This is a genomic window from Peristeroidobacter agariperforans (genome assembly GCF_004138335.1).
GTDB classification, from domain to species: Bacteria; Pseudomonadota; Gammaproteobacteria; order Steroidobacterales; family Steroidobacteraceae; genus Steroidobacter; species Steroidobacter agariperforans.
The window spans coordinates 399,161-424,547 of sequence record NZ_RYFW01000003.1 but is presented as its reverse complement, the minus strand read 5'-3'; the positions used below and the strand labels follow the sequence as shown (position 1 = coordinate 424,547).

Below are 25,387 nucleotides of genomic sequence, written 5' to 3'. Positions count from 1 at the left end.
GGCCGGCGCGTGCGAATCATCAACATGAACGATGCATCAGGGGATCCACATGGACAGGAAGAGCCTCCTTCACAGATGGGCCATCGGACTGGGTTTGCTGGTTCTGGCCGCCAGCGTCAATGCGCAAACGAATCCCTATCAAAAGGGACCCGATCCAACCTCCGCTGCGTTGAACGCCACCAGCGGTCCGTTCAGTGTCGCAACCTCCTCCGTGTCGAGCCTGGTCACCGGCTTCGGCGGCGGCACCATCTACTACCCGACGACGACCGGCAGCTACGCGGTGCTGGCGATCTGCCCCGGCTTCACCGCAACTGAATCTTCGATCGCGTGGCTGGGCCGTCGTATCGCAACGCATGGCTTCGTCGTGATCACGATCGACACCAACTCCACGCTCGATCAACCGCCGAGCCGCGCGACACAGCTGATGGCAGCGCTCAACTACGTCACCAATTCCAGTAGCGCCACCGTTCGCGCCCGGGTCGACGCCTCTCGACGCGGCGTAGCCGGTCACTCGATGGGTGGCGGCGGAACGTTGTATGCCGCGCGTGACAATCCTTCGTTGAAAGCGGCGGTGCCTTTGACCGCATGGAGCACGATCAAGTCGTTCTCGAGCGTGCAGGTGCCGACGCTGGTCGTCGGTGCGGAGTCGGACTCCGTCGCGTCGGTCGCCTCGCATTCCATTCCGTTCTACAACAGCCTGTCGAGCTCGCTCGACAAGGCCTATGCGGAACTGAACGGCGCCTCGCACTTCGCGCCCAACACCACCAACACGCCGATTGGCCGTTATTCGGTGGCCTGGGTGAAGCGCTTCATGGATAACGACACGCGCTATTCGCCGTTCCTGTGCGGCGCGCCCCACGAGAGCTATGCCACGTCGCTGGTGTTCTCGGACTATCGGTCGACCTGTCCGTATTGAGCGCTCGGGCCTCTGATGGCGGCTGCAATGGCCGCCATCCTCGCCCAACCCATCAGGAGCGATTGCATGCGAAGTCGGATTCTTGGCCTCGTTTGTTTGCTCGTCGCGAGCGGAGCCGCGATCTTCTGGTGGTCGCGTCCGGATGTTTCGCAATCGGTCGAGATTCGCGCGCCTGGGGAACTGCCAGCTGCGACTGCCCCAACTGGAACGGCCGAAGTCGAAGCGAGGCCTGCCGAATCTGACCACCCCGCTGAACCCGAGCCTGCGACGACGACGCCTGCACCGGAAACACCGCCTGGCAAGACCGACGGTAAAAATCCATTCCGCGTCGATAGCACCGGCAAGCTCGTCCTCGACGAACAAACGCGCCTCAACATGGAAGCGTTGTTTGCACAGACCGATCGCGCAGATCTACTCGACGCTCAGCAAGACGCCACGGCGAAGTTGCCGCCGGCGGCCGCGGCCGAAGCGACAGCCCTGCTCGAACGCTACGAAAACTATTCGAAACAGCAACGACAGTCCTATCCCCCCGGCATCGCGCCCACCACCGAGGAAGCCGCACTCGCGGAGCTCGATGGTCTGCACGCACTACGCGTCGCGCACTTCGGGCCGGAGGCCGCAAGGGCGTTCTTCGGCGCTGAGGAAGAGGTCACGCGCTCGCTGATCGATCTGATGCGCCTGGAAAAGGATCAAAGCCTGACGCTGCAGGAAAAGGCCGAGCGTGCCCAGAAGCTGCACGACCAGATCGAAGCCGGCCAACGGCACTAAAAGAACCCGTTGACCTGCGCGAAATAGATCTTCCGGTTCTGCAGATCGTTCTGGGGAATGCCGTCGTAGATGCGCGCGCCGACTCTGAGCTGCACGAACTGGAACGGCACATATTCCCAAACCAGGCTGTAACGATTCTGCTCGTCTTCGTCCACGTCGGTATCGGGCTCGAACACCTCGGCCGTCAGTTTCAGATTCTGACCTTTGCCGACCAGCCAGTTCGCCTCGATCAAGCCGACCCATTGCTTGCGCTCGACCGGCCCGAGGGTTTCGTCCGTCAAATAGTCCGCTTCGGCGAGCCACGCGATCGGGCCGGTGCGGACGCCAGCGAACACGCCCTGCATTTGTCGGTCGCCGGCGTCTGTATGATTGTTATTGAAGCCCGCGCCAAATCGCCAGACATTCTGAACGTGTTCGGCTCGCAAGCTCACCTGCTTACCTTCATCGGGCTCGGGCCCGCTCGCCGTGCCATTGGAAACGGCGAGCTGCGCGGACCACTGCGCCGACTCGTAGCCGACCTGCACGCCACGATCCGGCGTCGCGAAGTTGATGCCCGTCACCTGTCGAATGTAGGCCTCGTCATCCTCGATCCGCAATCCATACGGCAGATAGAACTGCCCGGCCTGAACGTTCCATCGCTGATCTTTCGTGGTGTAACGAGCGAACGCTTCCAGATTCTGACTGCCGCCAGGCGCGATGCGCTGGTCGATATAAACCGCCAGTCGGTCTGGAACCGCCGAGATCGCGAGATACGCCCGCAGCTCTTGGAGCTCGAATTCTGAGGTGGCATCGGCGTTGGGCACGTCGGTGTACGTCGCATTGGCGCGCAGATTCCCGCCGAGCGCGACGAACGAGCTCAACACACCCGTCCACGCATCCGTTCCCGTGCCTTCAATGCGACGCGCCGGCAATGCGCTCTGCGCCCAGCCATTGCCAAAGGCGTTGCGCATACCGCCGCCGGCTGGATTGAAATGACAGCTGGCGCACTTCAGTCCCTCGCGAACGGCGAAGTACGGCTCGGCCCGAGCGATGTGCAGACTGGAGACAAGTACGAGTGCGACCAGCGCGCAAATGTTCCGAAGCACGGTGCCCGACCTCATTGAGTCATCTCCACGGTAAAGCGCAGAACGAAGTCCCCGCCTGGCGCACCGTCCCCATCGCCATCAATCGGCCGCGCTTGCAGATCGGCCATTGCGACCGGATCAGTGCCGCTGATGTGCAACTCATATGAATCCGCACTCAGGGGCGCGAGGCGCGGGGTAATCGCGAGCACGGTGGGCTGGTCGGATCGAACTGTCGCGTCGACGGGCACTACACGTTCGTTGCCCGAGTCGAAGTTGCCGTCACCGCCGCTGGCGCGCAGCGCGATCAAGCTCGATTGCAGCAGTGAAGCATCGAGCTCGACGTTCGATGCGACGACCACATCTCGCACCGGTCCCGGCACGACCTCATCGCTCTCCGGCGACACTGCCGTCAACTCTACGAGCTCGAAGCGCACCTTCGCACTGCCGCCCACTGCAGTGTTGTTCGCCGCACCGTCCGCGATCCACTGGCGGATGACTGCGATCGTCTCCGCAGGCAACGCCGGCTGATTGAGAGGCATGCGCGCACCGACCGCCGCCGTGCCCGCCAGTTTCTGGATCAAATAACTTGCATCGGGATTGCTCGGTTGCACGCGTTGCAGAGACGGCGCTTCGACGCTCGGCGCATTCACGAGCAATGCGTATGACGCGCCCTCCTCGAGTCGCAAGCCCAATGGCGCGGCTGCACCGGCATGACATCCAGTACAGACGGGTGTGAAAACATTGTCCTGGATGGATTGAAAATCGGGCTGCAGCGTGCCGCTGCTCTCGCCTTCCGGCCGACCGTTCTCATCGAGACCACTACCGTCGCCAGCGCAGGCAGCCAGTGCACAAGTCGTGCACAGCGCCAGGAGCTTTGCCTTCCTCATGCTCTCACCCAGCTTGTTGTTCGTGGCATGAGTGCCTGCGAACCCGAGCCAGGTTCATCTGCGCACGTTGAACTTTCGGAACATCGCTCAGGTACTCATGCCTGCAACCCTGGCATCGACGCTCGTGGGGAATGTAAACATGCGCACGCACAGAACAATCCTGTCTTCGCTCGCAGTGACGATGATTGCCGTCAGCGGCTGCGGTGGAGGTGGCGGATATGACGGACCCGATCCGGCACCCGCCCAATCCGCTGCGCCAACAGCATCGATCACTGCGCCGCCCGGCGCCTCGGTGAACAGGACAGTGCCATTGAGTGCCACCGCCACCGCAGACGCGGGCGTCAATCGCGTGGAGTTTCTCGTTGACGGCGCCGTCATCGCCACCGATACCACCGCGCCCTACGAAGCCAGTTGGGACACTTCGACGATCGCCGATGGCGCGCATCAACTGACAGCACGCACCGTCGACAGTGCAAATGCTTCTGCGACCTCGACGCCGGTCGCAGTCACGGTACTGAACTCCCCGACGATCGACGTCGCCGTGAGCGCAGCCGAAGTGTTTCCACGAACCGACTCCACTGCGACGGGCGCCGGACAGCTCACATTCAATCTGGTGACGGGCGCCGTGACCGGTGGCGTCACGCTCACTGGCATTACAGCGACGTTCGCACATATTCATCAGGCCATTGCGGGCACCAACGGCCCGGTGATCGTCGATTTCGTGCAGAGCGGCACCGATCCGAATCGCTGGGATGCAGTGGCCGGCGGTACTTTGACCGCCGAACAGGTAACCGCGCTGCTCGCCGGTCAGATGTATGTAAACGTGCACTCCGTCGCCTTCCCTAGCGGCGAGATTCGCGGACAGATTCGCCCACAAGGAATCGTCGTTGCCATCGCAGGACTGGATGGCACCAGCGTCGTGCCGCCGGTGTCGACGACGGCAGCCGGTTTCGCCGCGATGACTGTCGATGAGGCCGCGAACACCGCGACCGTGCATGTGCAAACGACCGGAGTGGACGATGCAACTGAAGCACACGTGCACAACGCCGCGGCCGGCGAGAATGCTACGGCGCCGCTGTTCTCATTGATGAAGGACCCCGCCGCGCCCACCCATTGGTTACTGGAGGGGCAAAGCGTCACCCAGGCCGATCGCGATGCGCTCGCGGCCGACCGGCTGTATGTCGATGTGCACACACCCGCGGCGCTCGCCGGTGCATTGCGCGGTCAATTGTCATTGAATGCAGCGGCGCCACCGCCACCACCGCCGCCGCCAGCAACGACCGTGACATTGGCGCAGCTCCAGAGCACGATCTTCACGCCGATTTGTTCGGGATGTCACAGCGGCGGCGGCAGCTCGCTGCCCTCCTCGATGAATCTATCCAGTGCAGCCGCATCGTTCGCGGCGCTTGTAGGTGTCGCGAGTACAGAACAGCCAGCAGTGCAGCGAGTGAGCGCCGGCGATCCGGATGCGAGTTATCTGGTCCGCAAGATCGAAGGCGCCGCCGGTATTACGGGTGGCCGCATGCCGCTCGGCGGCGCACCGCTCGATCCGGCGTTGATCGCCAACGTCAGAACTTGGATCAGCGAAGGCGCGCAAAACAATTGACGGCGAGGACACTGCCAGTACTCATCGGGCCGTCGATGCGCGTATGCTGCCGATACCGGGAATGCTCTCGGATTAGCAGCGCGCCAACGGCCCGACATGAGCACGTTCATCGCCAACGATGCCTCGCCGAATGTTCGGCCCGCCATTGTTTCGAAGATTGTTTCTTGGGTCGCGTGTGCAGTGAGCTGCACCGCTCCGTTCGGCCTCGCGCACGCCGAGATCAAGTGGGCGGGCTCTCTGGCCGTGACCAGCGACTACATTCAGCAAGGTTTGTCACAAACGCAGGGTGAGCCGGCACTGCAAGGCGGACTGCGTGCGCAGCTCGACGAGCGCTGGACGGTCGGCGCCTGGGCCTCCGCGATCGATCGGTACTATGGGCAAGGCGCGAGCACCGAGATCGACGTCTATGCAGCGCGCGCGTGGAGACTGAGCCCGGATTGGGTCACTTCGGTGACGGCGACGCATTACTTCTATCCCGATGACTCGCCCTATGTGAGCTACGACTACGACGAAGTCACAGCGTCGCTGGGGTATCGATCCACGCTGTTTGCGACCGTCGCGTGGTCGCCCAACTATGGCGATGCAAGTTACGAAGGCTACGCGGATGACCGCTCGGCGCTGTCCTATGAGTTGAGCGCCAATCAGCCCCTCTTCGCCGGTTGGTCCGGCAATGTCGGCGTCGGATACCGCGACCTCAGCGACCTGTTCGATGAGCAGTATTGGTATGGCCACGCCGGGCTGATGCACTCGACCGACCGGTTCACCGTCCATCTCACTTATACGTATGTGGACCGCACGGCACGCGAGCTGTTCGGGCACGAGCGGGCCGCAATTACCTGGCTGGGCACCGTGATCTGGAGATTCGGTCCGCTGCATTGAACCGTCCGGCCTGCCCCGGGAACTTACCTGCGTGATGACGCGCACTCATAATGAATCGGGCCCGAGATTGACGACGGTCGCCAAACCGTCGGCACTCAGCAATAACGAAGCGGAGCTGGCGCTGATTCGTCGCGTGAGCCTGCGCGATCGCGCCGCCTTACGGGAGCTCTACCTGCTGTATCACCGCCGCCTGTCGCGTTTCCTGATGCGCCTGACCCAACGCCAGGACGTCGCCGAGGAAGTGATCAACGATACCTTGCTGGTGGTATGGAACAGCGCCGACCGGTTTCGCGGCGACTCCCGTGTTTCCACCTGGATCGTCGGCATCGCGTACCGGCGCGCACTGAAAAGCGTCCGGCGACGACGCTCGTTCGAGTTGCTCGAACTGGAAGCGACCGATTCGCTGGTCGGCGTCGATGGCGTGCAGGCCTGCGAGACCCAGGAGTGGATCGAAGAGGCGCTGGAGGAACTGCCCGTCGAACAGCGTATGTGCCTGGAGCTGGCGTATGTGCTCGGCCACTCCTGCGAGGAAATCTCGGTAATCACCAGCTGCCCGGTCAACACCGTCAAGACACGCCTGTACCACGCACGCCGCAAGCTGAGCACGCTGCTGCCGTTGCTGGCCGGTAATCCACCGAACACGCCCCAGAACAATAACCAGAGTCCGTGAGACTTCGCATGCACCCCCGAATGCACGCCAACCATGAGCACTGCTGGGAGTTGATTCCCTGGGTCGTGAACGGCCGGGCCAGCGACGCCGAACAGCGCGCCGTGCTGACGCACGCTGAAAGCTGCGCCGAGTGCCGGGACGAATTGCAGCGGCATCGCGCCCTTCATAGTCACATGCGCGGCAGCGACGATGTGATCCCGGCGCCGAACGCATCGTTGCAGAAACTGCTGGCGCGAATCGATGAGCAGCCCAAGGCAGAGCCGGCCGAATCTCGCCGCCTCAGACGGCCGTGGCTGATCGCCGCGCTGTGGCTGCAGTGGGTGGCCATCGCTGCGCTCGCCAGCGCGTTGTTTACTACAGTGCGACAGCCGGAATACAAAACGTTGTCCACGCCAACGCAGGAAATTTCCGATCCGCGAGCAGCCGTGCGCGTGGTGTTTGCTCCCGAGGTCTCGTTGAGCCAGGTCAACGAGCTGTTGCGACGGGTCGAAGCGAACATCATTGCCGGGCCGAGCGAAGCGGGGGTCTATACGCTGGCGGCGCCGGCCGGCACGGACGTACAACGGATCATCCTGACCTTGCGCGCCCATCCGGAAGTGCTGTTTGCCGAACCGAGTCAGCTCGCCGCTGGAACGGGCCAATGAGACGCCTGACGGCACTGCTCGCGATACTGGTCGTCGCCGGCTGCACGCAGCTCACGCGCGAGACGACGGATGAGGAGTTGATTCGCACTCATCCCGAACGGTTCGTGGTCATCACGTTACACAACACTGACACGACGCCCTCCGCTCGCGCTGGCTCTTCGCCGCGCGATTACGGCTCGACCATGCCCTATGCGATCGCGCCGACGACGCGGGCGACCGCTCGCCAGCTCGCCACTCATTATCGAATGAAGCCGGTGCGCGAGTGGCCCATTGCGCAACTGAGCGTTCATTGCATCGTCTACGAAATGAACGCCGGCGAATCGCAGTCCGATCTGCTGCGTCGGCTGCGCAGCGATGCACGAGTCGAGTCGGCGCAGCCGTTGAATTCGTTCGCCACGATGGGCCGCGCCGACACCGGGTCATATGACAACGGGCCCTACAACGATCCTTACGCCCGACTCCAAGGTAGCCTGACCGCGATGGGTGTGCCGCAGGCCCACGCCTGGTCGCGAGGCAAAGGCGTGAGCATCGCGGTGATCGATACAGGCGTGGACGCGTCGCACGCCGATCTTGCGGGCAGCCATGTCTCTGTCAGCAATTTCACAGGACAACGGCTGCGTCCTGCCGCCCATGGCACGGCGGTGACCGGCATCATCGCCGCGACTGGCGGCAATCGCCTTGGCATCGTCGGGGTCGCACCGGAAGCGGACGTCCATGCATTGGCGGCGTGCTGGGCGGCGGCGGCCAATCCCTCGCAAGCGGTCTGCGACAGCTTCACGCTCGCGATCGCATTGGCCAATGCCATCGAGTTGAAAGCAAACGTCGTGAACCTGAGCCTCGGCGGCCCGAGCGATCCGCTGTTGCGGCGACTGGTCGAGCACGGCCTCGCACGCAACATGATTTTTGTCGCCGCCTTGCCCGGCGCCGGAGTGGCGAACGGCTTCCCGTCGGAAATTCCTGGCGTGGTCGTCGTCGATGCGGTGGGCCACGAACATACCGCCCGAGATGTCCTGCTCGCCCCGGGCACCGATGTGCTCACCCTGGTGCCGCCCAATGGTTATGACTTTGTCTCGGGCAGCTCGATGGCGGCGGCCAATGTCTCCGGCGGCATCGCCTTATTACTGTCACATCGGCTGAAGGCCAACGAGGTCCGCGAGGTCCTGGCACAGACCGCCCCCACCGGCGACAGCATCAACCTATGTGTCGCCCTTGCCGGCCGCCAGGCGCACCAACGCTGCCAGCCCACGGTGTCCCGCGCCGCCCGTTCAGATTAGTCGACCGGGCTGTTTTTTTTCCCGCGCAGGCTTACTCTATCCCTGCCTTCACGCAGGGGGGCACATGGTCGCGCTCGCTGGCCTTCTCGAGACAAAGAACGCGCAACGCACGGTAGCGGCAGTTGCCTCGGGAGCGCTTCACCTCGCGATTTTCATTGTCGCCTTCGTCCTGGGCGGCAAACAGGAAGGCATCGGCGCCAATGACCAGGCATTTGCGCAACTGGTTCTGATCGAAGCGCCCGAGGTCGACCGCGCCGAGGGCGTCGAGCTGCGCCCCATCGAGCCGATGCAGGCATCCGTTCTGCCTGCCGAGATTTCCGTCAGCATGCCCGATCCGCCGCTGCCCGCCTCCGAGGCGGTGCGCAGCGAGCCAGAAGACCAGCAGATCACACCGCCGCAGGTCGAGGCGCCGCCGTTGCCGCCGGTGACGCCGCCGGTCGAACAACCCGAAGTGACATTCCTGGCCTCGATCCAGGAACAAACCTCGCTGCCGCAACGCCTGGCCAAGCTCGCCGAAGAGCTGCAAAACAAGCCCGAAACGCCGCTGCACTGGGAGCAGGACGGCAAGCAGTACACCGCCAAGATGATCTGGGAGCGCGCTCGGGACGGCACCGCGCTGGACCGGGTGATCGCGGAAGTGAGCGCATCGGACCAGGGCAAACTGATGTCGACTCGGATCATGCTCAAACGGCTCGCGTTCTCGCAGTTCACCCAGGTGGTGGATCGCTGGGATCCGATGGTCCAGCTGCACGATGACGTCATCGTCGGCCGTTTTCACAGCAATTCGCAGTTCAACGTGTTCCACGACTCGCGCGTCGGGCCGAAGTTTCTGGGCAAGGTCACGACCGCCGCGAAAAGTTTCGAAATGTCCGCCCGAGGCCGCGGGCGCCAGTCGGACATTTTCGCGGGCGGCATCGAGACCCGCACCAATCGCATCAACCTGCCGCAATCGCTGCAGCCCTTCGCCTGGGCCCCCTACGACCCGGAAGCCCGCATCCACCAGCTCACGGATGACACGCGCATCCGCTTCTTCGCCGATGGCAGCTACATGTGGCGCACGAATAATGCACCGGGCTCGGGCTATATGAATAAGCCTTCCGAGCATCCGGTGTACTTCGTCGGCAACATGGGCTCGACGCTGTACGTGCAAGGCATCGTCTCCGGCAACATGCTGGTCTACTCGCCGACCAAGATCGTGATCGAGGACGATCTGACTTACGCCAACGACCCGCGCCGCGACTCGAGCTCGCGCGACTATCTCGGGCTGGTGAGCGATCGTTACATCGAAATTGCCTCGCCTGGCACGACCGGCCCGGGCGACCTGACGATTCATGCGGCCATTTTTGCTGGCCGCCGCTTCGTCGTGCGCGACATCGACCATCCGCGCTCGGCAACATTGAAGGTTTTCGGGAGTCTGTCGGCCGGCAGCCTGTCAGCCAGCGAGCCGCGCTACGCCACCGAAATCGAGTACGACAGTCGCTTCGAGCAGCGACGGCCACCGGGCTTCCCGATGACCACCCGCTACGAAGCCGAGCGCTGGAGCGGTCAATGGGTCGAGACGTCGGAACGAATGGCCGACGACACGCTCTAAAGCGCAAGGCTAGGATTCGACCGGGCGAAGACAGGCGCGGAGAATTCATGCGGATCTGGGGGAATTGGGGAGGCTGGCGCCTGATGGGTGTCGAGAGAAATATGGCCCCGCGTGTGCTTTGGTTCGCGCTTGTTTCGTTGGTGCCGTTCGCGTGCCCGGCGAACGATGTCGATGTGCCGTCCGCCGTGCCGCCACCGGTGGCTAACAGCGCCGAAGATACTGTCGAGGAAGTGGTCGTCGCCGCCCCCGAGCCGCGATACGTCGCGCCCACGCTCAGGGATCGCATCGGCCGCGTGTGGGCGCCGGTCTATATCAACGGCAAAGGTCCCTACAAACTGGTGCTCGACACGGGCGCCAACCGCACCGCCGTCATTCCCTCGCTCGCCAAGAAGATCGGCACACCGGCCGGCACGAATGTGCTGAAAGTGCTCGGCGCGACCGGCTCCTCCATCGTGCCCGCCATCAAGGTCGACAGCATCGAGGTCGGCGACCTGTTTCTAGGCGATCGCCAGGTGGCGATCGTGCCCGACGTGTTCGGCGGCGCCGAAGGCGTGCTCGGCGCGGACGGCCTCAGCGACAAGCGCGTCCACATCGATTTCAAGAACGATCAGATCTCCATCCTGCGCTCGACCGGCCCGATGCGCGGCCATGGCTACACCCGCATTCCGGTGAAGCTGCGCTACGGCCACCTGCTGATGTTCGACGTGAAGCTCGCCGGCGTCCGCACGCGCGCGATGCTCGACACCGGCGCACAAACAACGATCGGCAACCGGAGCCTGCACGAGGCGCTGGCGAAGAGAAAGCGCAAAGGCGTGGAGAACACCATCATCGGCGTGACACTCGATGTACAAAAAGGCGAGACGGTGCTCGCCCCCGCCGTCGAGCTCGGCGATCTCACTCTGCGCGGCATGCACGTGACGTTCGGCGACATGTACATCTTCGACGCCTGGGATATGACCGACACCCCCGCCCTGCTCATCGGCATGGACATCATCGGCCTGCTGGACGTCCTGGTCATCGACTACAAACGGCGCGAGCTGCACCTGAGAGCGCGCAGCTGAGCCACGACAAATTCAAGGCTGCAAGGAGAGCATCTCGATGGCCAGGGCAATCGTCGGAGCAGTTGTACTGTCACTGAGCTTCGCAACGATCGCGTTTGGAGCGCCCGCGTCTGACTGGGTCGTGCCGCGCACCGTCGACGGCAGGCCCGACCTCCAGGGCAACTGGAGCAACGAAACCCAGACCCCGCTCGAGCGGATGGGCAAACAGGGCCCGACGCTGACCGACGAGCAGGCCGCTGCCCTTGAAAACCGCGCGCAGCTGGTGGAGGAGTTTCGCGACCGGCCCAGCGACCCCAACGCTCCGCCGCCCTCGAAAGGCGGCGACGGCGCGTTATCCCCGCCGGGCAACAAGACGTTCGTCGAGCAGATCGCCGAGGCGGCCGGCGGCGCAGTCGGCGGCTACAACGGCTTTTGGCTCGACCCGGGCAACAAGGTCATCCGCATCGATGGCGTCGCGCGCAGCTCGATCATCGTCGACCCGCTTGACGGCCGCATTCCGCCACTGACTGCCGAAGGCAAGCAGCGCGCCTCCGAACGCATGGCGCTGATGAGAAAATACGGCGAGTACGACCACCCCGAAGTGCGGCCGCTCTCCGATCGCTGCATCATTTCATTCGGCTCGAACGCCGGCCCGCCGATGCTCCCGAATTATTTTTATAACAACAACTACACCATCGTGCAGACGCCCGATCACGTCATGATCATGACTGAAATGAACCATGACGCGCGCGTGATCCGCATGGGAGCGACCCGGCACGCGCCCTCGCAAGTGCGGCCGTGGTTTGGAGATTCGATCGGACATTGGGAAGGCGACACGCTCGTGGTCGAGACCACGAACATCCATCCGACGCAACTGGCGCAGACTTCGCCGCTGTGGCCCTATCGTGGAGCCTCCGAGAAGCTGAAGGTGACCGAGCGTTTCACGCGAACGGGTCCGAATGTCCTGCTCTACAAGTTCACGGTTGAAGATCCCTCGACGTTTACCGCGCCCTTCAGCGGCGAGCTGCCGTTCAACCGCATCGACGAGTTGATTCACGAATATGCGTGCCACGAAGGGAACTACGCGCTCCCCGGGATCCTGGCAGGAGCCCGCGCGGAGGAACAAGCCAAGGCGGACAAGCAGCAATAGCGCATGTCGTTAACCTATGCGGGCAAATCTCGCGCTTCAGGAGTCGTGCCTCCTTCGGAGTCGCGCCCATCGTCCTCGGGCGAGCGCGGCGGCGCCATCATGCCCATGACACTGAGCAGCGCAGTGACCACGAAGAAAACACTCAGCGCGAACGGCTCCCATCTCTGCAAGTCCAGCAGCACGAGCGTGAAGTTGAGCGACACGAACGCGACGCAGGCGATGCACGAGTAGACACTGGACTTCACTACCAGCCCCATCGTGCGCAGGCGTCCCGCGTGCGTTTCGAACGGATTGGGCTTCTTGCCATAGAGCACCGCGTACACGACAGCTCCTTCCAGCAGGTAGACCAGCGTGATGGCGCCGATAGTGACGAGCCCGGCAAATCCCGAGAACGGGTGCCGCAGGATATAAATCACGAACGCGACGAACAGAAAATAACTCAACACCGCCAGGCAAACGACGAATGGCGAGACGAAGTCGAACAGCCCACGGCGTTGCAGGACGGCTTTGCGCTTGCTCTCCAACATGGCGGGCTTGTGCACGCTGTTGAATCTGATGACCGACCACACGATGAAACCCAGCGGCAACGCCTGCACGAGGAAATATCCGCCGACCAGCGCCTCCACCGGACCATCATCCCAGTCCGGTTGCTGCATGTATTTGAACAGCCAGCCCAGCAGCAACAATCCGAGCGCTGCGATGCCGATGTTCACTGCGCGGTATCGAGTGACAAAACGCTTTTGAGCGAGACCGACGTCGGTGCCCGGGTAGAGCTGCGCCAGACGTTCGGTTGGGATGCTTGCCGCCTGGCGTCGCATGTAGCGGATGAACCAGGCCGGATACAGGCCTGACATTGCCAGTATCTGGATCACGAACACCGCAAAGAAGGCATAGGCTTCGATCATGACGGCACCTCACTTTGCCGGCGGTTGCCGGCTGATGGCGCTGGCGAAGGCATTGCGCAGCTCCGAGTCGGTCACGCCTGCCTCGCGCAACTCGGCGATCGTTTCGCCGAGCTTGCGCAGAGTCCATTCCTGCAGATTGAACTTACAGTTTGCTTTGGCCTTGGGGTGGACATAGGTGCCGCGATAACCCTTGGCTTCGATGATCGAATCCCGCTCCAGCAGCTTGTAAGCCTTCGCCACGGTCTTGCTGTTGAGCTCGAGGTCGTTGGCGAGCTGGCGGATCGAAGGCAGCGCATCGCCCGGCTTCAGAACACCCGCGGTAACGGCAGCCTTGATCTGCTCGATCAACTGCTCGAACTGAGGCACGGGGTCGTCGATGTCGATGGTGATTTCCATCGGCGCGCTCGCTGTTGTACCAGTCGGACCCATGGTACAAGTGGGCCGATGGGTTAGCAAGCCCGGTACAGGTGAACGAGAAACTTCCGCCCGAGCGGCGTCGTTACTAACCCATTCAGATGCGGAGTAAGGGACATGCTCGACACCTTCATGGCGGAAACAATCGATACCGAAAACACACGGATCTTCATTCGCCGCGCCGGGGCAGGCGCGCCACTCCTGTTGCTGCACGGGTTTCCACAAACTCACGTAATGTGGCACCAGGTAGCACCGAGCCTCGCCCGCAACTTCACGGTCATCTGTGCCGATCTGCGCGGCTATGGAAACAGCGGCAAACCCGCCTCGCCCGCCGATCACTTGCCGTATTCGAAGCGAGCGATGGCGCTCGATATGATTGATCTCATGCGAGCGCTGGGCTTCCCGCAATTCGCCGTGGTCGGACACGATCGCGGTGGTCGCGTCGCTTATCGCATGGCGCTCGATCACCCGCGCGCGGTGCTTCGCGTTGCTGTTTTCGATGTTATCCCCACCCTCGAAGTCATTCGGCGCACAGATGTGGGATCTGCTTTGACTTTCTGGCCTTGGTCGCTGCTGTCGCAACCTGCACCGCTGCCGGAGAAACTGATCAGCGCACATCCCGAGGCGGTGATTGACGATGCCCTTGCAAACTGGGGGTCGGAGCCGAGCTCCTTCTCGACCGAAGCGAGGGCTGCATACGTCGATGCGTTGCGAGACCCAGAGACTGTGCACGCGATTTGCGAAGAGTATCGTGCCGCTCTCACCTGCGATCTCGCCATGGATGAGGCAGATCAAACCGCAGGACGCAAAATCGCCGCGCCCCTGCTCGCACTCTGGAGCCACGGCGGCGGCCTGGACACTTGGTACCGATCCGCGGGCGGGCCGATCGAGCTATGGAAGAACTGGGCGCTGGACGTGAGAGGTCGCGCCATCCACGGCGGGCATTTCTTCCCTGAGCAGAATCCAGCTGAAACGATCTCCGAGCTCGAAGCGTTTCTTTGTTCCGGCTGAGCGTACGTGCGGGGAGCGGGCCCTTCTGGCAACTTCGGCCTGGGCGGTGCAGGGAACAGCACATTGCAGGGACAGGATCGCCGCAGCGATGCCAATCGTTGGAGTGTGGGTGCTACGCCTTGCGGAAGCTCACCAGCGCCGGATCGATCACGCCCGCGTCCAAGCTGCCGGTGCGTGCAAACAGTGACCATAATGCGCGGACTTTCTGGGCAGTGGCGTGCACCTCGGGCCAGCTCAGCCCTGCCACCAGATCGGCGTCGTGCCAGGTCTTTTCCTCACCGAACAACAGCGGCAGGTCGATGGCGTGCGTCGCGCCCAGTCGATTGGTCTTCGAACCCCAGTGGATCTTGTACGTGTAGGCGCGGCCGCCGGCCCGAGCGTGACGCTTCGCGAAGCGATCCGCCGCAGTGGCGTACACCTTTCGCGTGATGGTGCTGATGGCCGTGCGACGAATGGTGTTGCCGAGCAGCGGCAACGCTGCAAGTTTTCGCAGCGGCTCGATGATGGGGATGAAGAACGAGCCCTCCTCTGCAGTCGAGCCGATCAGCACATCGACATGGCGCGCACATCGCGACCATGCCGAGTCCACGTCTTCCTCGGCCGGCAATGGATGATGTCCATACTGCGTGCCGAACGGCATGCTCGCCGGCCAGCCAAATCCTTCGGACGCTGCGACGACCGAAGCTTGCGCGGCGATCACGTCGTCGGTGGGCGCATCGTGAGCAACATGGCCCGCAATCTTCATCATCGCTGCGTACATCTTGCGACGACCCAGACTGATGCCCAACGGCGCGCTCTGAATGATCGCCCGTCGAAACAGATCCTTCGCACCGTCTGCAATCATCAAATGAGCGATTGCGTCGCCGCCCGCGGACTGGCCGAACAAGGTGATGTTGTCCGCGTCGCCCCCGAATGCCGCGATGTTTGCTTTCACCCAGCGCAGCGCTTCGATGATGTCGAGCAACCCGACGTTCGCAGCTCGCCCGCCGGAGCCGCCGAGAAAGCCCAGCAGCCCCAACCGATACGTGATCGAAACGACGATGACGCTCTGTTCTTCCACCAACGCGCGAGCGTCATAGATCGCCGCGTCGCCTGCGCCAAAGACATACGAACCACCGTGGATCCACACCATCACGGGCCGCTGGTCGCCGGGCGCAATGTTGTCAGGCCGCGTAACCGACAAACGCAGGCAATCTTCCGTCGTTGCGAGCGTGCGCAGCGACGACTTCATCAGCCCCATGCCGAACGGATGATCGGCCTGTGCACAGGCCGGCGCCCACCCGGTCGCCTCGATGCTGGTCGGCGATGCAGGCTCGGGCGTCGGCGGCTGAAATCGACTCGCACGGGCGTAACGGATACCCGTCGCACGAATCACCCGCCCGTCGCGCCAGCCGATGATGCGGCCCGCCGGTGCGTCGAAGGAAGGAGAAGTCATCGGCGAACTATAGCCGATGTGATCCGCTCAACTGACGGGGCTTAGGGTCAACAGCTTGTCATGAACGTATGACTTGGCTCGCTGGCAGGCAGACTCCATGGGTTCCCCCGAAGCCATCAGTGCGGCGATGGCTGAGCTGAGCGCACATCCCGTGCCGCGCATGGTTACGTCAAGGCGCCGGGCCCGAAGCAAGGTCGGCGGTCCGGCATGATCTACAAGCACGTCCACGGAATCCGCGTCGGTCCCATGCCCGCCTTTGAGCAGGACGCCGTCCGAACCGAAGCGCAGTAATGCTCGTGCTTGCCCTGCTTGCTCCGAGTCGGTCCGAGCAACGTGCTCGCCGAGCAACGCGCTGGCCTCGATCAAGTTTGGGGTCATGAGCGAACATCGAGGCAACAATCGATCTCGCAGCAATTGCAGACCCTCTGGATCCAGCAGCGCCGCCCCCGAGGTCGAGCGCAGCACAGGATCCACGACGATCGGGATGTGACACCTGTCGGGCAACTCATCGAGGATTGCACGCACGATCTCACCCGTGCCAAGCATGCCGACCTTGATGGCGCTGACGGTGTTCGAGCGCAGAGCTGTGCGCAGTTGCAGCCTCACTAGCTCCGGCGCGACCATGCAGGAGGCTTCAACGCGACTGTTTGTTTGCGCCGTAACGGCAGTGACGACGCAAGACGCGCGAGCGCCGAGCTCGGTGATGACTTCAACGTCCCGCACCAGGCCGGCGCCACCGCTGGAGTCCGTGCCAGCAATGACAAGAACATGTGCCGCGTTGGACATGCTACTTCGCTGCCTGGCGCGTCGCCTCGATCCATTCACGCGCCCTAAGCTCCGGCGTGGCGTGTCTCAGAACGTCTGAAACGACCGCCGCGCTGTTCGCGCCCGATTTGAAAACATCCGGCAGTCGCTCGACCGTGAGCCCGCCGATGGCAACCAGCGGAATCGGTGCGATCAGCCGTTTCCACTCCACGATGCGCTCCAGCCCCTGCGGCGCCCACGGCATCACTTTCAACGTCGTGGGATAAACCGGCCCGAGCGCGATGTAATCAGGACCGAACGTCAGCGCTCGCTCCAGCTCCTCGTGACTATGCGTACTGATGCCGATACGAACGCCTGCTTTCTTCAACGCTGGCACGTCCGCTTCATCGAGATCCGCCTGTCCGAGGTGCACGAAGCCGCAACCTTCATCGAGCGCAATCTGCCAATAATCATTGACGATCAAGCACGCGCCCGTCCGCGCGCACAGCGACTTGGCCGCGACTACTTGCTCACGAATCTCCGGGTCCGATCTATCTTTGATTCGCAGCTGCACCAGCTTCACGCCGACCGGCAGCAACCGCCGCAGCCACGACACGTCGTCGACGATCAGATAAAACGGATCGAGCTTCATACCAGGTGCGCCAGGCCGATTTCGGGCGTCGAAGGAATCGCAACGTCACTGGGCAGCATGGGCTGCGCGATAAATGCCGCATGACCTGCCTTAACGGCGTCTGCAAAGGCCCGCGCCATTCCCACGGGATCTCCTGCTCGCGCGACCGCCGTGTTGATCAGCACACCGTCCATGCCCAACTCCAAGGCCCGCGCCGCGTGCGATGGCACGCCGATGCCCGCATCCACGATCAACGGCACTTCGGCAAATCGGGCACGCATGGCGCGCAAGCCGGGAATGTTGTTCAAGCCCTGTCCCGAGCCGATTGGCGCGCCCCACGGCATCAGCACGCGACAACCCGCATCCAGCAGCTTGTCAGCAACGACCAGATCTTCGGTCGTGTATGGAAAGACCTGGAACCCGTCGTCGCACAGAATTCTTGCGGCTTCCACCAGTCCGAACACGTCTGGCTGCAACATCGTGCGATCGCCGATGACTTCGAGTTTGACCCAGGTCGTGCCGAACACTTCGCGGGCCATGTGCGCTGTCGTGACCGCCTCCTTCACCGAGTGACAGCCCGCGGTGTTCGGCAGCACGCGGACACCCAGCGAGCGAATGATCGAGAAGAACCCTTGCCCGGAACGTTCGTTGCTCGATTCACGCCGCAGCGACACAGTGACGACGTCAGTCCCAGACGCCTTGACCGCCTCGGTCAACACCGCCGGCGAGGGGTATCGCGACGTTCCGAGCAGCAGGCGCGAGCTCAACTTCGTGTCGTAAACAAGCACGTCAACCTCCTTGCATCGGGGCCACGACTTCGATGCGATCGCCCTCGCTGAGGACGATATCCAGCCGCTGAGTCTTTGGAATGAACTCGCCGTTCACCGCGGTCGCGATGGCGCCGTCGCAATAGCCCAACTCGCGCAGCGCCTGATCCAGCAGGTTTCCCGAGATCTCTCGCTCGACGCCGTTAAGCGTAATCTTCATGAGCCACCTGAGAACAAGATTCGCCGGCCAACACGGCGTCCGCAGCCATCTGCGCGAATGCGGGCGCGAGCAGAAATCCATGCCGGAAGAAGCCATTGATATAAACGCGATCGGCTCGCCGCACGATGCGCGGCATGTTGTCTGGAAAGGCCGGACGCACTTGCGTGCCCAGCTCAAGAATCTCCGCCTCCGCGAACGCCGGATGTAACGAACACGCGGCGCTGAGGAGCTCCAGCACCGACCTCGCCGTGACACGGCTCGAATCGTCGCTCTCGATCATGCTGGCCCCTACCATGAACACGCCGTTGGGGCGCGGCACGATGTACGCTGGAATTCGTGGATCGACCAGGCGGACCGGCCGATTGAGCGTGATCTCTTTGGACCGCAGCACCAGCATTTCTCCTTTGACCCCGCGAAGCTCCCGTAGAGCCTCCCTCGCGGCCAGCCCGGTGCAATCGATGACTACATGATCGCCCGCGGGCCCGGCGGCGTCCGAAGCACCGAAATGCATTCGCCCACCCAACGAAACAAATCTGTCTGCCAGAGAAGACAGTGCCTCGCGCGGATCGATGTGGCTCTCATCCTTGAAGAACAAACCTTTCGGAAAACGATGTTCCAGCGCTGGCTCCAGCTCGCCAATGCCACTCGCGTCCAACCATTCGTATCGGGTCGTCCTCCGACTGAGATCGACCAGGGCCGATGCGTGTCGGCCGTGCGCGACCAACAAGCTCCCGTGCTGGACCAACGACGGCAGCCGTTTCTTCCACCACGCGAGGCTCCGCTCGCCAAACGTCGCGACCAGATCGGCCGAATGATCACACTCGCACCAGGGCGCGAGCATGCCGCCGGCGAACCACGAGCAGCTTTGCGGACCGAAGCTGTCGGCCTGCTCGAACACTTCGGTGGCGACGCCGCGTTCGGCGAACTCGACGGCGCAGGTCATGCCGGCGACGCCGGCGCCAATGATCGAGACACGCACGTGGCTCAGGCCTGCTCTGAGCGAACGTAGATCTCGCCCTGCTCGCGAAACTTCACCGCCATCTCGTTCATGCCCGACTCGCGCGCCGCTGCTTGAACCTCGTGCGAGATGCGCATCGAGCAGAACTTCGGGCCACACATCGAACAGAAATGCGCAAGCTTGTGCGCTTCACGCGGCATGGTTTCATCGTGGAAGGCGCAGGCGGTGTCGGGATCCAGCGAGAGATTGAATTGATCTTCCCACCGGAAGTCGAAGCGCGCGCGTGAGATGGCATCGTCACGGTCTCGCGCGCCCGGATGGCCCTTGGCCAGATCTGCCGCATGCGCTGCGATCTTGTACGTGATGACGCCGGTCTTGACGTCGTCGCGGTTCGGCAGGCCCAAATGTTCCTTCGGCGTGACGTAGCAGAGCATCGCCGTGCCGAACCAGCCGATCATGGCGGCGCCGATCGCCGACGTGATGTGATCGTAGCCCGGTGCGATGTCGGTGGTCAGCGGCCCGAGCGTGTAGAACGGCGCTTCGGCGCAGTGCTTGAGCTGCTCATCCATGTTCTCTTTGATCTTGTGCATCGGCACGTGGCCGGGCCCTTCGATCATCACCTGGCAGTCGTGCTTCCAGGCGATGCGAGTCAATTCGCCGAGCGTCCTGAGCTCTGCGAACTGCGCGGCGTCGTTGGCATCGGCGATCGAACCCGGACGCAAGCCGTCGCCCAGCGAGAAGCTCACATCGTAAGCGCGGCAGATTTCGCAGATCTCCTCGAAGTGCTCGTACAGGAAACTCTCGCGATGATGGGCGAGGCACCACTTCGCCATAATGGAGCCACCGCGCGAGACGATGCCGGTGACTCTGTTCGCCGTCAGCGGGATGTATTGGAGCCGCACGCCCGCGTGGATCGTGAAGTAGTCGACGCCCTGCTCTGCCTGCTCGATGAGCGTGTCGCGAAAGACCTCCCACGTCAGCGCTTCGGCCACGCCATCCACTTTTTCCAGCGCTTGATAGATGGGCACGGTGCCGATGGGCACCGGCGAATTGCGCAGGATCCACTCGCGAATGTTGTGGATGTTCTTGCCGGTGGACAGATCCATGACGGTGTCTGCGCCCCAGCGAATCGCCCACACCATCTTGTCGACCTCCTCCGCCATGCTCGAAGAGACGGCGGAGTTGCCGATATTTGCATTGATCTTCACCAGGAAGTTGCGCCCGATGATCATCGGCTCGGACTCCGGGTGGTTGATGTTTGCAGGGATGATTGCGCGACCCGCCGCGATTTCGGCGCGCACGAACTCAGGCGTCACGTATTCCGGAACGCTGGCGCCCCATGAGTTGCCGTCGCGATTGGCCGCCGCTCTGAGCTTGGCACGTCCGACGTTCTCTCGAATCGCCACGTACTCCATCTCGGGCGTGATGATGCCGGCGCGTGCGTAGGCCAGTTGGGTCACACCCGCGCCCGCTTTCGCACGCAGCGGTGGCTGCTTGACAGGAAACTCGGTGATGGCCGATTCGATGCGGCGCTGACCTTCGTGACGCTCGACGTCGCTGCGAGCAAGAATCCACGGCTCGCGGACGCGTGTCAGTCCGCGCTCGATTTGAATGTTTGCTCGAGGATCGGTGTAGGGTCCGGAGGAATCGTAGACGACTACATCGGGCTCATTGGCCGAGGGGTGCAGCTTGATAGCGCGCATCGGCACTTGAATGTGCGGGTGCAAGACGCCGGATTCGTAGACTTTTCGCGAGGAAGGCAGCGCGGCTGTGCTGACGGGGACTGTGGTGGCGTTCATCTGATTCTCCATGTGGAGATCCAGCGCCGCCCCGGTGTACTAAAGCACGCGCCCACGCGACGTCCCCAAAGCAATCGAGACCGGGACCCTCGCTTTCGCGCTCAGACTTTCCTACGCCAGCATGACCTGGATCAGGTGTAAGGGTCGCCATATCGCGCACGAGCGCCAATGACCTCTCAGCCCCTATAGGGACTCCCCTAGCGAGCGCGACGTTACCTTTTGCGCGCGAGGTGCGTCAAGCTGCGTTCAAAACGCCAGCTCGCTTTGCTTGTCCGACGCTCCCCCGGAGCGCCGGATAAAACGGACCGGTTCGCCGATGCGGACGATTCCTCCGCTGAGCACACGCGCCGTGATTCCGCCGTGTCCGCGGACCGCGCTGTGTCCACCCGGCCCAAATGTTTCCTCCATTCTCGAACATGGATGGCAGGGTCCGGTACCTTCCATCAGAGCGCCGCCGATCGTGAACTGCGCGCCGTTCAGCGACAGCAGATTGATGCCGCTGACGACAATGTTCCGTCGCAACAGCGCAGGATCGATGCGAGCCTGGCCAAGGAGCTCGGCAATCACCGACAGATGCTCGCTCTGGATCAATGTCACCTGTCGCTTGCTCGACGCGCCGCCGCTGAATCGATCTCCGCTGAGCCCTCGACCTTCGCGTGCTGCCACGCTGTCGACAACGATCATGGGCTCGCGCCTCGCGGGACGGACACCGATCCATTCAACCCTGCCAACCCGCGGCACGCTCGAGAGCAAAACCTGAAAGCCTTCAGTCATGTCGGGCATCGTACCAATGTATACATTGGCGTGCGCTTCGATGTTTCTCGGTCCGAGCAGCTAGGCATCATAGCTTCCGTCATTCCTTCGGCCATGTGGAGAATCGCTACTTGCGGGTAAATTTTTGCCCAGCGCATATTCGCGGCGATCACTACAACCGAGGGGGAATGAGCCGTGCGTAAGATCCACCTACTTACCATTGTGCTGCTCGCTACGCTTGCGACGCATCCGGCGCAGGCCATTACTGGCAAATTCGTCGAAGACTTTCAGCATCCGTTCGTGGGGCTCGCCGTGTTCTATGACGAGTCGGGCGAGTTCATCGGCCGCTGTTCCGGCTCGCTGCTGTCGCCGTCATTGTTTCTGACCGCCGGCCATTGCATCGAAGGCGCTGCCAGCGCGCGTGTTTATTTCCAGCAGGATGCCGGCGCGAACTACGATCCGGAGACCGAGCTCGATCCTGTCACGGGCTATCCGGAAACCTGCCTGAGCCAGCCCTGTACGACCTCCAGCGAGCTGATCAGCTATGGGTACCCGCAGCCCTTGCCAAATACACGCGACGCGGCGCTGCTCATCCTGGATGAGCCCATCAACCTGAGCGAATACGGCGTCCTCGCGGCGGCCGGATCGCTCGACGCGCTCGCTACCCGGCGCGGGCATCAAGCACTCGATTTCACCGTGAGTGGCTACGGTCTGACCTATACGAATCCGGCCACGACGATCTCGTTCCGCGAGCGCCTCATGGCCTCCTCGCGGCTGGTGAATCTGCGCAGCGCACTCAACGGCGGCTTCAATCTGCAGACCACGAACAACCCGGGCATCGGCGGCGGTACCTGCTTTGGCGATTCCGGCGGCCCGGTGTTCTACGGCAGCTCGAGCTCGAACCTGATCGTCGGCATCACGTCCTTCGGCCTGTCGAGCAACGTCTGCGCGGGCGTCGACTTCTCGTACCGCACCGACCAGGCCGAGTTGATTGAGTTTATTCTCGCCAACGTGCCCGAAGGCGAAACGGTGAGCGTCGTGCCGCTGCCTTGATCGCCTGCTGGACCAGTTAATCGAACGCGCGGGCCCGCCGCTCAGGGAAGCCCTGAACCCCGGCGGGCCCGCTTGCTCCTTTCCCGTCGCCGCGTCCGCTTTGCGACGGACCTCTCAAAATCTACTACGGGATCACCGTAATTTTTCCGCCGCGCCTGCCGATGCAGGCCATCAGACGACGGATAACGCGCAGTGGCGACATCGTTGCTGCCAGACGCCAATGCTCAAAAAAATCGCCATATCTGAAGTTCGAACCGGGATGTTCGTGGCTTCGGTCGAGGGACCGTGGCTCAAACATTCCTTCTGGAAAACCCGCTTCCTGGTGGATGCGGAGTCGTTGGCTCGCCTGCAGGCTTCGGGCCTCGCCGAGTGCTGGATCGATACCTCCAAAGGCCTGGATGTCGCGCGCCCCAAAGCCGAGACGCCGGTCATCGAAATCGTTCCGGCGCCGCCGTCGGCGTCGAAACCGAAAGTCCGCCGCTCCATGGGCGACGAGTTGCACAACGCAGCCAATGTGTTGAAGCGCTCCAAGCAAGCGGTCAACTCTCTGTTCGCCGAAGCGCGCATGGGCAACGCCGTCAACACGAGCGAGTGCGCGCCGCTGGTCAATGACATCGTCGATTCCGTCGACAGCAACTCCCACGCACTGATCAGCCTGTGTCGGCTGAAAACCGCCGACGAATACACTTACATGCACTCTGTGTCGGTGTGCGCGCTGATGGTCTCGCTCGGCAAGCAGCTCGGCCTCGACGAGGCCACACTGCGCGATGCCGGCATGGCGGGGCTGCTGCACGATCTCGGCAAGGCAGTGATGCCCCAGGAGATCATCAACAAGCCCGGCAAGCTGACCGACGAAGAGTTCACCATCATCAAGTCGCATCCGGTGCGTGGCCACGAGATGCTGCTGGAAAGCGGCGTCGACAATGAGCGCGTGCTCGATGTCGCCCGTCATCATCACGAGCGCATCGACGGCAAGGGCTATCCCGACGCGCTGAGCGCCGACAGGATTTCTTTGATCGCCCGCATGAGCGCGGTCTGCGACGTTTACGACGCCGTCACCTCAGATCGGCCCTACAAGGCCGGCTGGGATCCGGCCGAATCGGTCGCGCGCATGGCGTCGTGGGAAGGTCATTTCGATTCGGTGGTCCTGCAGACGTTCATCAAGACCATCGGCATCTATCCGGTCGGCTCGCTGGTGCGCATGGCGTCCGGCAAGCTGGGCGTGGTCGTGGAACAGAACCCCACCAAGCTCACCGCGCCGAAAGTGAAGCTGTTCTTCTCCACCAAGTCGGGCATGCCGTTCGAGCCCAAGCTGGTGGACCTGACCGAATCGCACGTCACCGACAAGATCGTGGCGCGTGAGCCGCCGGAGAACTGGAGCTTCGGCTATCTCAACGATCTGTGGGCAACTCACGTTGCGTGAGTGACGGACAGAACTGACTCGGCGGGTGGCCCAACACCCGCTTGAACATCGCAGTGAAAGCGCTCGGACTGTCGTAGCCGAGATCGCCGGCGACATTCCCGACTGGCCGACCGGCCGCGAGCTGCGTCATGGCCGCAAGCAATCGCGCTTGCCGACGCCACGAGCCGAACGTAATCCCCGTCTCTTTGTGAAACAAACGCTCGAGCGTGCGTGAGCTCGCGCCCACCGTTGCACCCCACTCCGCGCTCGTCCTGCAGTCCGAAGGGTCTTGCAGGATTGCCTGGCAAATGCGACGCACACGAGTGTCTTCCGGCATCGGAATGTGCAGCGGCAACGCTCCGATCTCTCGAATCTCGCTCAAGATCAGTTCGATCAGATGATCCGACGGCGGCACGCGCGGCTCGGCTTCAGTAAGCGCCACCATTCGCAAAATCATTTCACGCAGCAGCGGCGTAACTTCGACGACGCAGCACTCCGTCGGCAAGTCGCTCCGAGCATCGGGACGGAAGAACAACGTGCGCATCTTCACCGCGCTGTTCGCTCGGATTTCGTGAGGCACTTGCGAGGGCACCCAGATCGCGCGCATCGGCGGCACGACCCAGATGCCGTTCGGGGTATCGACTCGCATGATGCCGGCGGACGCGTGGATGAGCTGCGCCCGGTCGTGCTGATGGCGCTCGATCAAATAGCCGGCCGGATAATCGCGCGCGAACGCGACGATCGCCTGCGGACTTTCCTCCAGTTTCCGCACGATCGCCAAGGCTGAGCCGTTGACGGGCATGCAC

Annotated in this window: 26 protein-coding genes; 13 read left to right on the top strand and 13 right to left on the bottom strand. The window is 62.8% G+C overall.

Annotated elements, in window-relative coordinates; all coding sequences use genetic code 11:
* Nucleotides 1-49: 49 nt before the first annotated feature.
* On the top strand, nt 50-916 hold the full coding sequence (locus tag EK373_RS24045; RefSeq protein ID WP_129646719.1) for an alpha/beta hydrolase family protein: 867 nt from the start codon (nt 50-52) through the stop codon (nt 914-916).
* Between the two features lie 66 nt (nt 917-982).
* Nucleotides 983-1,684 carry a lipase secretion chaperone gene (locus EK373_RS24040; RefSeq protein ID WP_157994512.1) on the top strand — a complete coding sequence of 234 codons (702 nt, stop codon included), beginning with the start codon at nt 983-985 and terminating at the stop codon, nt 1,682-1,684.
* Here the strand turns inward: EK373_RS24040 and EK373_RS24035 are convergent.
* On the bottom strand, nt 1,681-2,784 hold the full coding sequence (locus EK373_RS24035; protein ID WP_129646715.1) for a porin: 1,104 nt from the start codon (nt 2,782-2,784) through the stop codon (nt 1,681-1,683). The two genes, EK373_RS24040 and EK373_RS24035, sit on opposite strands and share 4 nt — an antisense overlap.
* Nucleotides 2,781-3,635 carry a hypothetical protein gene (locus tag EK373_RS24030; protein WP_129646713.1) on the bottom strand — a complete coding sequence of 285 codons (855 nt, stop codon included), beginning with the start codon at nt 3,633-3,635 and terminating at the stop codon, nt 2,781-2,783. Before EK373_RS24030 ends, EK373_RS24035 begins: the two co-directional genes overlap by 4 nt.
* Before the next feature lie 139 nt (nt 3,636-3,774).
* Here EK373_RS24030 and EK373_RS24025 point away from each other — a divergent pair, with 139 nt between their 5' ends.
* The 8 genes from EK373_RS24025 to EK373_RS23990 all read left to right on the top strand — a co-directional run bounded on the left by EK373_RS24025 (nt 3,775) and on the right by EK373_RS23990 (nt 12,489).
* Entirely contained in the window at nt 3,775-5,241 is a 1,467-nt protein-coding gene (locus EK373_RS24025; RefSeq protein WP_198683598.1) for a CHRD domain-containing protein, read from the top strand.
* Between the two features lie 96 nt (nt 5,242-5,337).
* Nucleotides 5,338-6,120 (top strand): TorF family putative porin, encoded by a 783-nt coding sequence (locus tag EK373_RS24020; protein WP_129646709.1) that lies wholly within the window; start codon nt 5,338-5,340, stop codon nt 6,118-6,120.
* Nucleotides 6,121-6,154: 34 nt separating this feature from the next.
* Nucleotides 6,155-6,790, top strand: coding sequence for an RNA polymerase sigma factor (locus EK373_RS24015; protein ID WP_129646707.1), 636 nt, complete (start codon nt 6,155-6,157; stop codon nt 6,788-6,790).
* Between the two features lie 8 nt (nt 6,791-6,798).
* Nucleotides 6,799-7,434, top strand: coding sequence for a S8 family serine peptidase (locus tag EK373_RS24010; RefSeq protein WP_129646705.1), 636 nt, complete (start codon nt 6,799-6,801; stop codon nt 7,432-7,434).
* Nucleotides 7,431-8,708, top strand: coding sequence for a S8 family peptidase (locus EK373_RS24005; RefSeq protein WP_129646703.1), 1,278 nt, complete (start codon nt 7,431-7,433; stop codon nt 8,706-8,708). Before EK373_RS24010 ends, EK373_RS24005 begins: the two co-directional genes overlap by 4 nt.
* Nucleotides 8,709-8,772: 64 nt before the next feature.
* Nucleotides 8,773-10,299 (top strand): hypothetical protein, encoded by a 1,527-nt coding sequence (locus EK373_RS24000; RefSeq protein ID WP_129646701.1) that lies wholly within the window; start codon nt 8,773-8,775, stop codon nt 10,297-10,299.
* A 101-nt stretch (nt 10,300-10,400) separates the two neighbouring features.
* The gene (locus tag EK373_RS23995) at nt 10,401-11,360 is read left to right on the top strand and encodes a retroviral-like aspartic protease family protein (protein ID WP_198683597.1); all 960 of its coding nucleotides are present in this window, start codon (nt 10,401-10,403) and stop codon (nt 11,358-11,360) included.
* 37 nt (nt 11,361-11,397) lie between these two features.
* Nucleotides 11,398-12,489 (top strand): hypothetical protein, encoded by a 1,092-nt coding sequence (locus EK373_RS23990; protein ID WP_129646697.1) that lies wholly within the window; start codon nt 11,398-11,400, stop codon nt 12,487-12,489.
* 14 nt (nt 12,490-12,503) lie between these two features.
* Here EK373_RS23990 and EK373_RS23985 read toward each other — a convergent pair whose 3' ends face one another.
* Nucleotides 12,504-13,394: a hypothetical protein gene (locus EK373_RS23985; RefSeq protein ID WP_129646695.1), complete on the bottom strand. Its 891-nt coding sequence runs from the start codon at nt 13,392-13,394 to the stop codon at nt 12,504-12,506.
* 9 nt (nt 13,395-13,403) lie between these two features.
* Nucleotides 13,404-13,790 carry a GntR family transcriptional regulator gene (locus tag EK373_RS23980; RefSeq protein ID WP_129646693.1) on the bottom strand — a complete coding sequence of 129 codons (387 nt, stop codon included), beginning with the start codon at nt 13,788-13,790 and terminating at the stop codon, nt 13,404-13,406.
* Between the two features lie 135 nt (nt 13,791-13,925).
* Between EK373_RS23980 and EK373_RS23975 the strand changes: the two genes are divergently transcribed.
* Nucleotides 13,926-14,819 (top strand): alpha/beta fold hydrolase, encoded by an 894-nt coding sequence (locus tag EK373_RS23975; RefSeq protein ID WP_129646691.1) that lies wholly within the window; start codon nt 13,926-13,928, stop codon nt 14,817-14,819.
* A 112-nt stretch (nt 14,820-14,931) separates the two neighbouring features.
* On the opposite strand, the gene EK373_RS23970 is transcribed toward EK373_RS23975, so the two are convergent.
* From EK373_RS23970 to EK373_RS23935, 8 genes are all read right to left on the bottom strand, one after another.
* Complete coding sequence (locus EK373_RS23970) at nt 14,932-16,254, bottom strand: carboxylesterase family protein (protein ID WP_129646689.1); 1,323 nt, start codon at nt 16,252-16,254, stop codon at nt 14,932-14,934.
* Nucleotides 16,255-16,281: 27 nt separating this feature from the next.
* Nucleotides 16,282-17,040 (bottom strand): hydroxymethylpyrimidine/phosphomethylpyrimidine kinase, encoded by a 759-nt coding sequence (locus EK373_RS23965; protein WP_129646687.1) that lies wholly within the window; start codon nt 17,038-17,040, stop codon nt 16,282-16,284.
* A 1-nt stretch (nt 17,041) separates the two neighbouring features.
* Nucleotides 17,042-17,650 carry a thiamine phosphate synthase gene (locus EK373_RS23960; protein WP_129646685.1) on the bottom strand — a complete coding sequence of 203 codons (609 nt, stop codon included), beginning with the start codon at nt 17,648-17,650 and terminating at the stop codon, nt 17,042-17,044.
* Nucleotides 17,647-18,417, bottom strand: a complete 771-nt coding sequence (locus EK373_RS23955) for a thiazole synthase (RefSeq protein ID WP_129646684.1) — start codon at nt 18,415-18,417, stop codon at nt 17,647-17,649. The genes EK373_RS23960 and EK373_RS23955 overlap by 4 nt, the downstream gene beginning before the upstream one ends.
* A gap of 1 nt (nt 18,418) precedes the next feature.
* Complete coding sequence (gene thiS, locus EK373_RS23950; protein ID WP_129646682.1) at nt 18,419-18,616, bottom strand: sulfur carrier protein ThiS; 198 nt, start codon at nt 18,614-18,616, stop codon at nt 18,419-18,421.
* A complete protein-coding gene (locus EK373_RS23945; protein ID WP_129646680.1) occupies nt 18,600-19,595 on the bottom strand; it encodes an FAD-dependent oxidoreductase in 996 nt (331 codons plus the stop codon). The genes thiS and EK373_RS23945 overlap by 17 nt, the downstream gene beginning before the upstream one ends.
* Before the next feature lie 5 nt (nt 19,596-19,600).
* A complete protein-coding gene (thiC, locus tag EK373_RS23940; protein ID WP_269813717.1) occupies nt 19,601-21,373 on the bottom strand; it encodes a phosphomethylpyrimidine synthase ThiC in 1,773 nt (590 codons plus the stop codon).
* Between the two features lie 246 nt (nt 21,374-21,619).
* Nucleotides 21,620-22,147, bottom strand: a complete 528-nt coding sequence (locus EK373_RS23935; protein WP_129646676.1) for an MOSC domain-containing protein — start codon at nt 22,145-22,147, stop codon at nt 21,620-21,622.
* A 174-nt stretch (nt 22,148-22,321) separates the two neighbouring features.
* Between EK373_RS23935 and EK373_RS23930 the strand changes: the two genes are divergently transcribed.
* Together EK373_RS23930 and EK373_RS23925 are read left to right on the top strand one after the other, a co-directional pair.
* Nucleotides 22,322-23,179, top strand: coding sequence for a S1 family peptidase (locus EK373_RS23930; protein ID WP_129646674.1), 858 nt, complete (start codon nt 22,322-22,324; stop codon nt 23,177-23,179).
* A gap of 220 nt (nt 23,180-23,399) precedes the next feature.
* Nucleotides 23,400-24,602: an HD-GYP domain-containing protein gene (locus tag EK373_RS23925; RefSeq protein WP_129646672.1), complete on the top strand. Its 1,203-nt coding sequence runs from the start codon at nt 23,400-23,402 to the stop codon at nt 24,600-24,602.
* Here EK373_RS23925 and EK373_RS23920 read toward each other — a convergent pair.
* Complete coding sequence (locus EK373_RS23920) at nt 24,571-25,383, bottom strand: AraC family transcriptional regulator (protein WP_129646670.1); 813 nt, start codon at nt 25,381-25,383, stop codon at nt 24,571-24,573. The two genes, EK373_RS23925 and EK373_RS23920, sit on opposite strands and share 32 nt — an antisense overlap.
* Between the last annotated feature and the right edge of the window lie 4 nt (nt 25,384-25,387).